This window comes from Marinobacterium aestuarii (genome assembly GCF_001651805.1).
Lineage (GTDB): Bacteria > Pseudomonadota > Gammaproteobacteria > Pseudomonadales > Balneatricaceae > Marinobacterium_A > Marinobacterium_A aestuarii.
The window spans coordinates 3,953,793-3,965,113 of sequence record NZ_CP015839.1; the positions used below are offsets into that span (position 1 = coordinate 3,953,793).

Sequence of the window (11,321 nt, forward strand, 5' to 3'; positions counted from 1 at the left end):
CAACGCTGATCCGGCAGGCTGCGCCACTGAGCGCAACTGCTTCCCACTGAACAGGTTAATCGAATGACGTTAAGTATCTGGCTTACACTGCTTGGGGCCGCGACCCTGATCAGCCTGTCGCCGGGCGCCGGCGCCGTTACCGCCATGAGTTACGGTCTGAGCCAGGGCCTGGGCCGAGCTCAACCCGCCATCCTCGGACTGATCGGCGGCTATGGCATCCAGATCATCGTTGTGGGAATCGGGCTGGGCAGTCTGGTTGCCGCCTCCGTGACCCTGTTCAGCGCCATAAAGTGGCTGGGCGTTGCCTACCTGGTGTGGCTGGGTATCCAGCAATGGCGTGACAGGGCAGAGCTGGACCTGAACCAGGGCCGGCCGTCCGACTGGCGCCGCGCCTTCGGCCAGAGCCTGCTGATTAATATCACCAACCCCAAGGGACTGGTGTTTCTGCTCGCGCTGATTCCGCAGTTTCTCGACCCCGCACAACCACAGCTACCGCAACTGCTGATCATCGGCACCACCCTGGTGACCGTCGACTGGTGCGTCATGACCGGATATAGTCTGCTGGCATCACGCCTGCGCCATCTGATGCAGGATGCCAAAGCCCGCCGCACCCAGAACCGTATCACCGGCAGTGCGCTCATAGGCGCGGGTCTGGTGCTCTCGGGCGCACAACACTGACAGCATAACGGCGGTATCGATCGCGGCGCAGGCTTTCACAGGAGTTTTGTCAGGAAGATGGACCTATCTATGTATTTGCTACGACGAGTACGATTGGCACAAGGCACCGTAACGACGCTGATGCTCGGCACCCTGCTGACAGTCATCCTGGCCGGCTGCAGCAGCAGGCCCGCACAGCAGGATATAGCTCGACCCGACTCGCCCTATTGCCTGCGTGGCGGTGATACCGAATCCTTCAGCTGCGACCCCAGCGTGCAGGCCAAGGTAGAACCTGCGCCGGCAGCCCCCCGCAGCAATGACAACCCGACAGACGATGCCCTCTATGCGGATCTGGCCGAGATAAAAAACTGGCTCAACAACGAAAAAAACGTCCGGGCCGACAGTACCGCCAGCAGCGATGAGTCCGATGTCGTACTGTCACCTCCAGTAGTACCAAAGGATGCCCCAAAGCTTGAGCCTGCTCCGCCGCTGCCCAGGCTACTGGCTGATGCAAAGTACCGGGACAGTCTGGATGAGGCTCAATCGCTCTACCGCCAGGGTTTCTTTCAGCATGCCCAGGCGGAGCTGACTCAGCTGATCGGACTCTATCCCCAGCGCCCCGAAGCCTATAACAACCTGGGCGTCATGCTGGCGGAGACAGGCCAGTACAGCGAGGCCATCAGCCAGTTGCAGCAGGCGCTTTCAACCCACCCCTACTACGCCACCATTCACGCCAACCTGCGCAGCCTGTATGGCGCGCTGGCGGGTAACACCTACAGCGATGCTCTGGGCCTGCGCCGCAACCGCCCCGCCCCGCAGCTCGACACTCTGGATGCAGGCCAGGATGCGGATGCCGCCCGCTCGATCACCACCGAGGTCGGGCATACACTGGAATCCTGGGCAAAAAGCCCGACCTATGCCGCCGAGCAGCGCGCCGCGCTCTATATCCCGGGCTTTAGCCCCAGCAGCAAAATTAACCATGCACAGTGGCTGCAGTCACTGGTCAGCCCCGCGCCAGCTTTGCAGTTGCAGGCCTATGAGCTCGCCCTGATGACCCCGGATTGGGTTGAGGTGACTCTGCAGGCGGGTCCCTTGCCGTCGCAGGAAGGCAAGCCGGTGCAGCGCGTCCTGAGCCTTATCCGCATGAATTCAACCTGGCTCATCAGCGCCGAGCAGCCATTGCAACAGTAAGCGCCGCCTGCACCAATCCAGTCACACTCAGCTCAGCCTCTGCGCACCCTTCCGGGGTGCGTTTTATTTTACGTCTTCGCAGATTAGTGGCAAAACCGCCACAGCCCCCGCCAGCGTTACCGATCACCCTGTACGCACCTGCAAAATCAAACACTTATTTTAATTTTGATGCCTGAACTTTAGCAAAACCTGTGCTATCCAAAAGGTACCGGGCAGGCCGTTGCCCACGCAAAAAAGCCGCTGATACCTAGCCGCTGCAAGGAGGATCTGGTCATGTTTGCACAGATGGAAAGCGCAGGTCTCGAGGACCTTCATTTTGCCACGGATCCGAATACAGGGTTGCGTGCCATTATCGCCATCCACTCCACCGTCCGGGGTCCGGCCATAGGCGGCTGCCGGTTGATTGCCTATGCCAGTGATGCGGACGCCATCACCGATGCCATTCGCCTCGCCAGGGGCATGAGCTACAAGGCCGCCCTGGCAGGCTTGCCCCACGGCGGTGCCAAGGCGGTCATTATGCAGCCTGCGGGGGACTATGACCGCCGTGCCCTGATGGTCGCCTTCGGGCAGTTTATCGACAAGCTGGGCGGGCGCTATATCACCGCCATGGACAGTGGCACCCAGGTACAGGACATGGACGCCATCGCCACCCGCACCCACTGGGTCAGCTGCACCAGCCGCACCGGCAATCCGTCACCGTCCACGGCACTTGGCGTCTTCGAGGGTATCGGCAGCGCCGTGCGCCACAAACTCGGCCGCCACTCCCTGTGCGGCATTCGGGTTGCGCTGCAGGGTCTTGGTCATGTTGGCTTCGAGGTCGCACGGCTGCTGCATGAAGCCGGCGCCCAACTGACCGTCTGCGACCTGGATGAGCAACGCTGTGCCAGGGCGGTGCAGGCCTTCGGCGCCCGGCGTGTCGATCCCGGCGATATCTATGGGGTCGAGGCCGATGTTTTCAGCCCCTGCGGTCTGGGTGCCGTCCTCAATGACGACAGCATCCCCAAGCTGCGCAGCGGCATCATCGCGGGCTCGGCCAACAATCAGCTGGCGGAAGAGCGCCACGGCGAGATGCTGCATCAGCGCGGGATTCTGTATGCGCCTGACTACCTGATCAACGCCGGTGGCCTTGTGTTTGTTGCCCTGAACCATGCCCGGGCACCGGCGCAGGACATTAGTGCCAAGGTGCACCAAATCGGCGCCGAACTCCAGGCACTGTTCCGCCAGGCTGACGCCCTTGATACGGCCACCAGCCTGCTTGCAGACCAGCGAGCCGAGACCATTATCGCGGCAGGCGTCCAAACAGCCGGGGAATGTAGAGAATCAGCTGCGAATACTCAATAGTGCAGCAACGAAGATCGCGCAGCAGTTGATGCGGGCCGTTGCCCCCCAGGTTGCTCCCGTCAGGCCTATTGACGGTCTGCACCTGAACCGGCGCAGGCCAAAAGTCGTACACCCTGGAGCTGCCCAGGGAAAACAAGCAAGAAATGTTTATACCGGTGTTGTGCGACATCGATAATCGCAACAGCGAAGACCCGCGCCAGATCCAGAATGGGCTGCGCCACGACAAGAAGATAACGAAGCGGCCCGATTCCTGCTTGAAATGAAGGATTCAGGACGTCTTGAAATGGTTATTTAACAGTCCTGAACTTGCTCAGAGTGGCGCTATCAAAGGGGTGACGGACAGGCGTCTGGCAAAATTCACAGGAACATTCACCGGCACACCAAAGGTGGGCTACACTTGAATCAACAGCAGGCAACAGGACAGGTCAAACGACTAAAAACCTTACCAATCAAGTGGTAATGAGACAGAGAAGGTAGCCGATATGAGTATTTTTGAGCATTTCAAAGCGCGTTATTCCTCGACGCAGCAGGAAGAAATGAGCCTGCAGGAGTACCTTGCTATGTGCAAGGAAGACCCAACGGCCTATGCCAGCGCGGCGGAACGCATGCTTCAGGCAATCGGACAACCCGAGTCCGTCGATACCTCCCGAGATTCACGTTTAAGTCGCATTTTTTCCAACAAGTTAATCAAGCGCTACCCCGCCTTCAACGAATTTTATGGCATGGAAGAAGCGATCGAAAATATCGTCTCCTACTTCAAGCACGCCGCCCAGGGCCTCGAAGAACGCAAACAGATTCTGTACCTGCTCGGTCCCGTGGGTGGCGGCAAGTCGTCCCTGGCGGAAAAGCTCAAACACCTGCTGGAACACGTGCACTTTTACGCCATCAAGGGCTCACCGGTATTCGAATCCCCCCTGGGGCTGTTCAACCCGGAAGAAGACGGCGAGATCCTGGAGCAGGAATTCGGTATTCCCCGGCGCTACATCAAGGGCATCATGTCCCCCTGGGCCGTGAAGCGACTGAAAGAGTTCGGCGGCGATATCAGCCAGTTCCGGGTGGTCAAACTCTACCCCTCCATCCTGAACCAGATCGCCCTGGCCAAAACCGAGCCCGGCGATGAAAACAACCAGGACATTTCCAGCCTGGTGGGCAAGGTCGATATCCGCAAACTGGAAGAATTTCCGCAGCACGACCCCGATGCCTACAGCTTCTCCGGTGCCCTGTGCCGCGCCAACCAGGGCATGATGGAATTCGTCGAGATGTTCAAGGCGCCGATCAAGGTGCTGCATCCGCTGCTGACCGCCACCCAGGAAAGCAACTACAACAGCACCGAAGGCATGGGCGCCATTCCCTATGACGGCATTGTCATGGCCCACTCCAACGAGTCGGAATGGCAGACGTTCAAGAACAACAAGACCAACGAAGCCTTTATCGACCGTGTCTATATCGTCAAGGTGCCCTACTGCACCCGGGTTTCCGAGGAAGTCAAAATCTACGAAAAGCTGCTGGAAAACAGCTCGCTCAACAAGGCGCCCTGCGCCCCGGACACCCTGAGCATGCTGGCCCAGTTCACCACCCTGTCCCGCATCAAGGATCCGGAAAATTCCAGCCTCTACTCGAAAATGCGCATCTATGATGGCGAAAACCTGAAGGACACGGACCCCAAGGCTAAATCATTACAGGAGTACAAGGACGCCGCCGGCGTGGATGAAGGCATGAATGGCCTCTCGACCCGCTTTGCATTCAAAATTCTGTCCAAGGTATTCAACTTCGATCCAAGCGAGGTCGCCGCTAACCCGGTACACCTGCTTTATGTGCTGGAAAAAGAGATAGAACAGCAACAGTTCCCGACAGAAACCCAGGAACGCTACATTGGCTTCCTGAAAGAATTTGTCGCACCCAAGTACATTGAATTCCTCGGTAAGGAAGTTCAGACCGCCTACCTCGAGTCCTACTCGGAGTACGGCCAGAACATCTTCGATCGCTACTGCACCTACGCCGACTTCTGGATTCAGGATCAGGAATACCGTGACCCTGAGACCGGCGATATTCTGGACCGCCAGGCCATCAACGAGGAACTGGAAAAAATCGAAAAGCCGGCGGGCATCAGCAATCCGAAGGATTTCCGTCACGAAGTCGTCAACTTTGTGCTGCGCGCCCGGGCCAACAACAACGGCAACAACCCCACCTGGATGAGCTACGAAAAAATGCGCACCGTGATCGAGAAAAAGATGTTCTCCAATACCGAAGATCTTCTGCCGGTCATTTCCTTCAATGCCAAGGCCTCGTCGGACGATCAGCGCAAGCATGGCGAGTTTGTCAAACGCATGATCAATCGCGGCTACACCGAGAAGCAGGTGCGCCTGCTGAGCGAATGGTATATCCGCGTACGTAAGTCCCAGTAACGGCTCCGCGCCTGTTACTGATTGCTGTCGCCCCCAACACGGGCTCGGCGTTCCCCGCCACATCGCAACAGCGACTGTAGCGAAGGATGCCGGCTAAGGAGCAGGGTATGAGTTACATTATTGATCGTCGCCTTAACGCAAAGAAGAAGAGCACCGTAAACCGGCAGCGCTTCCTGCGTCGCTACCGCAAGCACATCAAGCGAGCGGTAGAAGAAGCGGTCAATCAGCGATCCATCAAGGAAATAGAACAGGGCGGTCAGGTCACGATTCCCAATCGCGACATTTCCGAGCCCGTTTTTCACCATGGCGATGGAGGCCAGCGGCAGCGTATTTTCCCCGGTAACAAGGAATATATGGAGGGCGACGAGTTCCGCCGGCCCCAGGGCGGTGGCGGCGGTGGCAGTGGCAAGGGTAAGGCCAGCAACCAGGGTGAAGGTCTGGACGAGTTCACCTTCAATATCAATCAGGAAGAGTTCCTCGATTTCCTGTTTGAAGGCCTTGAACTGCCCTATATGGTCAAGAAAAAGCTGCGCGACGCGACCCAGACCGAAACCCGGCGCGCAGGTTTCACTACATCGGGTTCACCGGAAAAGCTTCATATAGTTCGTTCCCTGCGTGCCGCCCATGCGCGACGCATTGCGCTGTCCGGCAAGGACAGGCGCCAGGTGCGGGAACTGAAGAAAGAACTCTGGAAACTGGAAGACGCCCCCTCCAACCCTGAAAATGCCAAGCTCCGCGAGCTGCTGCGGGCAGAAATAGAGGCGCTGGAAAAGAAAATCCGCAAGCTGCCCTTTATCGATGATTTTGATCTCAAGTTCACCAACCTGGTGCGCGTGCCGGTCCCTTCCAGCAAGGCGGTCATGTTCTGCGTCATGGACGTGTCCGGCTCAATGACCCAGGCCATCAAGGACATGGCCAAGCGCTTCTTTATTCTGCTGTACCTGTTCCTGACTCGAAACTACAAACAGATAGAAGTGGTTTTTATCCGCCACCACACCCACGCCAAGGAAGTGGATGAAGAGGAGTTTTTCTATTCCCGGGAAACCGGCGGCACTATCGTCTCCAGCGCCCTGACCTTGTCTGGCGATGTCATTCGCGACCGCTACCCCGCCGGTGACTGGAATATCTATGTCGCCCAGGCCTCGGATGGCGACAACTGGGATGGTGACTCCGATGCCTGTCGCCAAATCCTGATCAACAAGGTGCTGCCCCATGTGCAGTATTATGCCTACGTCGAAATCACCACCGGGCCGCACCAGAACCTCTGGCTGGAATATGAGCGGGTGCGTGAAGCCTACCCGGAAACCTTTGCGATGCATCAGATCGAGGAAGCCTCCGACATCTACCCCGTCTTTCGCAAACTGTTTGCACGGAAAATGGAAGGTGCTGCATGACGAGTCGTCCAGCGAAGAAAAAAGCACCACTGTCGACCGGCTCGGAGTGGACCTTTGAGCTGATTGAGGCATACGACAAGGAAATAGCCCGTCTGGCGAGGGGGTTTCGCCTGGACACCTACCCCAACCAGATCGAGATCATTACCTCCGAGCAGATGATGGATGCCTATTCTTCCATCGGCATGCCGCTGAATTACAACCACTGGTCCTTCGGCAAACAGTTCGTTGAGACCGAACAGCGTTACAAGCGCGGCCAGATGGGGCTGGCCTACGAGATCGTCATCAACTCCAACCCCAGCATCGCCTACCTGATGGAAGAGAACACCATGACCATGCAGGCGCTGGTCATTGCCCATGCCTGCTACGGTCACAACTCCTTTTTCAAGGGCAACTACCTGTTCAAGACCTGGACCGATGCCTCCGCCATTATCGACTACCTGGTGTTTGCCAAGAAATACATCGCCGATTGCGAAGAGCGCTACGGCGCCGAAGCGGTGGAGGAACTGCTCGACTCCTGTCATGCCCTGATGAATTATGGCGTCAACCGCTACAAGCGCCCGCAGCCGCTGACCGCCGAGGAAGAACGCCAGCGCCAGCGCGACCGCGAAGAATACATCCAGCGTCACCTCAATGATCTCTGGAACACAATCCCGCAGAAGGAAGAACATGAAACCGCCCGAGTTTCACACTTCCCCAAGGACCCGGAGGAAAACATCCTCTATTTCATCGAGAAAAACGCCCCACTGCTGGAACCCTGGCAACGGGAAATCGTACGCATAGTGCGCAAGATCTCACAGTACTTTTATCCGCAAAAACAGACTCAGGTGATGAACGAGGGCTGGGCCTGTTTCTGGCACTACAATCTGCTCTATGGCCTGTACGATGAAGGCCTGGTCACCGACGGCTTCATGATGGAGTTTCTGCACAGCCATTCCAGCGTGGTCTATCAGCCACCCTTTGACTCGCCCTACTTCAGTGGCATCAACCCCTACACCCTGGGGTATCACATGATGCAGGACATCCGCCGTATCTGTGAGCACCCCACGGATGAAGACCGCGAATGGTTCCCGCAACTGGCCGGTACCGACTGGCTCGATGCCGTGCACTACGCCATGCAGAACTTCAAGGACGAGAGTTTCATTCAGCAATACCTGTCACCGGCACTGATTCGAGAGCTCAAGCTGTTCGAAATTTACGACGATGCCGAGAGCCCCACGCTCAAGGTATCAGCTATCCACAACGAAGCCGGTTACCAGCGCATCCGCGAAGACCTGTCGGCGCAGTACAACCTGGGCAACCGCGAACCCAATATTCAGGTATACAACGTCGATGTACGCGGTGATCGTTCCCTGACCCTGCGCCACTACATGTATAATAATCAGCCGCTGGGGGAGAGCTCCGAAGAGGTCCTCCGGCATCTGCACAGGCTCTGGGGTTTTGACGTTCATCTCGAGTCCGTCAAGGCCGACGATACCGTCTGTGCGCAATACCATTGTCCGCCACGGGAAGTACTCGAAACACTCTGACCCCATGGCGGCGGACAACTCAACTCCGGCGCCACGAGGGCTGATATGGACTGCTTGTTCTGCAAAATACTGCAAAAGGAAATCCCGGCGGGGATCATCTACGAAGACGACCAGGTGATTGCCTTTAACGATATCAACCCACAGGCGCCCTTCCATGCCCTGGTGATTCCGCGCCGGCACATCGCCACATTGAATGACATTTCGACGCAGGACCGCGAGGTCGTCGGCCATATGGTCATGGTGGCGGCAAGACTCGCAGAGGAACAGGGCTTTGCCACTGAGGGCTACCGTACCGTGCTGAACTGCAATAACCACGGAGGCCAGACCGTTTACCATATCCACCTGCACATACTGGGTGGCAAGGCCATGGGATGGCCGCCCTACCAGGCTAAACTCAAGACGCTCTGATTCACCCCTGACAGTCTTCGGATGCAGCAGACCACAACTGCACCCGGGGGTTCGGCCTGCGCCTGAATAGCGGCCGGCGAACGGTGCCGGTCCCTCCCCTCGATTTGTCTACTGCGTATATTTACTGCGCGTCTAATGCCTCCTGTCGACAGGTCAGCGCATAGCGCATCTCGCCAATCTCGAAGGTTTCCACCAGCTCGACGCCCCGGTACATCAACGCCTGCGCCTGGTCGGCATCCGCCACCTCAAACACTGCCAGGCGCACGCCCTGCCACGCCAGCGGTCCGGCCGGCAGAGCCTTGACATCCAGAAACAGAAATTCAGGCTTGAGCTGCTGCAGCACCTGATCATCTGCCTCGGGCCAGTGATCCTGTACCGCACCGATACGCCAGCCAAGCTCTGCCGCCTGCTGCAGAATCGGGCGGTCATAGCTGATCAACACAACCTGATCACGCACCGCCGCCAGCCCCGAAGCTGCGGCCTGCAGGAATGCGCGCCGGCCAAAGAGCTCGATGGATCCGCGCTTGAGCTCAATAAAGAAAACCACATCGGGAAACTGCTGCATCAGCAGCCTCAACCCTGCCAGGGTTGCCAGGGTTTCGCCCCTGTAGTTTTCACCAAAGCGGGAGGGGTAATGGCAGGATAACGCGGCGAGATCTGCCCGTTGCAGCGCCTGTACAGCACCGTCCTGGCCGCACAAGCGCTGGGTATCATCATCGTGAAATACCACCACAACATGATCAGCGCTGAGCTGGATATCGACCTCCACAAACTGGGCGCCGGCATTAAGCGCCTCGCGCACCGCCAGCAGGGTATTTTCAGGATAGCGCGCCGCATAGCCGCGGTGCGCAACCAGACGATCAGCCAAGGGAGTGTCTGTCATGTCCGTTCCTCTGTGCATTTATCGAATCAGAACCAACCCGAATTAGCGCAATTATTGCAACAGTAAGTTCGTAAAACACCGCCGGCAAAGGCACCCGATGAGTGCTAAAATCGGTGTCCCTGTGCAGTCTAGTTCGACTGGCGTCAGTTTATTTCAGTTTGCGTGATTACCCGCGTCGCTCTTGCGGCGACACCAGAACCATTATGCTGTGGACTGTCTCGGCTCCCCGCGTTATCGCCATGGTATTTCACGTCTGTATCACCACCTTTACATTGCAGATCGCCTATTTATGACCACGGACAAAGCCTTTATTATCATTCTGGGCCTGCTCATCGGACTCTCTCCGCTGGCAATCGACATGTACCTGCCCAGTATGCCCGCCATCGCCAGCGGGCTTGATGCCTCGACCGAAGCGGTACAGCAGAGCCTGACCGTGTTCCTGATCGGATTTTCCCTGCCACAGCTTATTTTCGGTCCGCTGTCCGATGCCATGGGTCGACGCTTCGTTATTATTACCGGCGTGCTGCTGTTTATCCTCGGCAGCATTCTCTGTGCTCTGGCTGCCGATATCCACTGGCTGCTGATGGCCCGCGCCCTGCAAGCGGCCGGTGCTGCCGCCATGGCCGTCACTGTGCCGGCACTGGTGAGGGATCGTTTCGAGGGCAGTGATTTCGCCCGCACCATGAGCGTTATCATGATGGTCATGGCGGTCGCGCCCCTGATCGCCCCCATGCTGGGTGCTCTGGTGCTGGTTGTCGGAGGCTGGCGTCTGATTTTTTGGGTACTGGCACTGATTGCCGTCGTTGGGATGATCCTGTTTCACCTCAAGGTCGACGAAACCCTGCCTGCTCAGCAGCGTGTACCGCTGCGCCCGGCGGTGCTGCTGCACAACTACGGTAGCCTGCTGCGGGATAGACACGCACTCGCCCACATGCTGAGCGCAGGCTTCATGTTTGCCGGCATGATGGCCTTCGTGGCGGCGTCTCCATTCGTTTATATCGAGCTGTTTGGCGTGGCCGAACAATACTACGGACTGCTGTTCAGCCTGAATATCATCGCCCTGATGGCCCTCACGACCCTGGCCAATCGCTTTACACACCTGAGTTCAAAGCGCGTGCTGCAGCTGACGTTTTTACTGATAGGCCTGGTGTGCGTACTGCTGACCGTCCTCAGCACCCTGTCCCAACCGCCACTGGCGCTGATCGTACTGGCCTGTGTTCTCTTTGTGGGCACCTACGGCATTATCAGCGCGCACACCCTGTCTGAAGTCATGAATCGCTTTGCCAAGATTTCCGGCAGCACATCAGCCCTCGGCGGCTCACTGCGCTTTGGTGTCGGCTCATTCGGCGGCGCCGCTGTGGGTTTCTTCCACGACGGTAGCGCATTGCCGATGACTTCGGTCATGGCGGTGTGCGGCATTCTGGCCATCATGTCCTTCCTGGCGGCCGGTCAACCGGCGCTTGACGCAAAAGCCGATATCCCGGTTAACAAGGCCGCCTGACGAACCTGCGGTGCT

9 protein-coding genes are annotated in these 11,321 nt (G+C 57.8%); 8 read left to right on the forward strand and 1 reads right to left on the reverse strand.

Annotated elements, in window-relative coordinates; genetic code table 11:
- Positions 1-63 precede the first annotated feature (63 nt).
- The 7 genes from rhtB (at position 64) to A8C75_RS17235 (ending at position 8,922) form a co-directional block, all read left to right on the forward strand.
- Entirely contained in the window at positions 64-678 is a 615-nt protein-coding gene (rhtB, locus tag A8C75_RS17205; RefSeq protein WP_067385266.1) for a homoserine/homoserine lactone efflux protein, read from the forward strand.
- A 69-nt stretch (positions 679-747) separates the two neighbouring features.
- Positions 748-1,848 (forward strand): tetratricopeptide repeat protein, encoded by a 1,101-nt coding sequence (locus A8C75_RS17210; protein ID WP_157890320.1) that lies wholly within the window; start codon positions 748-750, stop codon positions 1,846-1,848.
- Positions 1,849-2,121: 273 nt separating this feature from the next.
- On the forward strand, positions 2,122-3,189 hold the full coding sequence (locus A8C75_RS17215) for a Leu/Phe/Val dehydrogenase (protein WP_084784128.1): 1,068 nt from the start codon (positions 2,122-2,124) through the stop codon (positions 3,187-3,189).
- Positions 3,190-3,671: 482 nt separating this feature from the next.
- Positions 3,672-5,594, forward strand: a complete 1,923-nt coding sequence (locus A8C75_RS17220) for a PrkA family serine protein kinase (protein WP_067385274.1) — start codon at positions 3,672-3,674, stop codon at positions 5,592-5,594.
- Between the two features lie 107 nt (positions 5,595-5,701).
- Positions 5,702-6,988, forward strand: coding sequence for a YeaH/YhbH family protein (locus tag A8C75_RS17225; RefSeq protein ID WP_067385277.1), 1,287 nt, complete (start codon positions 5,702-5,704; stop codon positions 6,986-6,988).
- Positions 6,985-8,514, forward strand: a complete 1,530-nt coding sequence (locus tag A8C75_RS17230; RefSeq protein ID WP_067385280.1) for a SpoVR family protein — start codon at positions 6,985-6,987, stop codon at positions 8,512-8,514. Before A8C75_RS17225 ends, A8C75_RS17230 begins: the two co-directional genes overlap by 4 nt.
- A 45-nt stretch (positions 8,515-8,559) precedes the next feature.
- A complete protein-coding gene (locus tag A8C75_RS17235; protein ID WP_067385282.1) occupies positions 8,560-8,922 on the forward strand; it encodes a histidine triad nucleotide-binding protein in 363 nt (120 codons plus the stop codon).
- A 121-nt stretch (positions 8,923-9,043) separates the two neighbouring features.
- Here the strand turns inward: A8C75_RS17235 and A8C75_RS17240 are convergent, their stop codons facing one another.
- Positions 9,044-9,805 (reverse strand): glycerophosphodiester phosphodiesterase family protein, encoded by a 762-nt coding sequence (locus tag A8C75_RS17240; RefSeq protein ID WP_067385284.1) that lies wholly within the window; start codon positions 9,803-9,805, stop codon positions 9,044-9,046.
- 289 nt (positions 9,806-10,094) lie between these two features.
- Between A8C75_RS17240 and A8C75_RS17245 the strand changes: the two genes are divergently transcribed.
- The gene (locus tag A8C75_RS17245) at positions 10,095-11,306 is read left to right on the forward strand and encodes a Bcr/CflA family multidrug efflux MFS transporter (protein WP_067385286.1); all 1,212 of its coding nucleotides are present in this window, start codon (positions 10,095-10,097) and stop codon (positions 11,304-11,306) included.
- Positions 11,307-11,321: the final 15 nt, after the last annotated feature.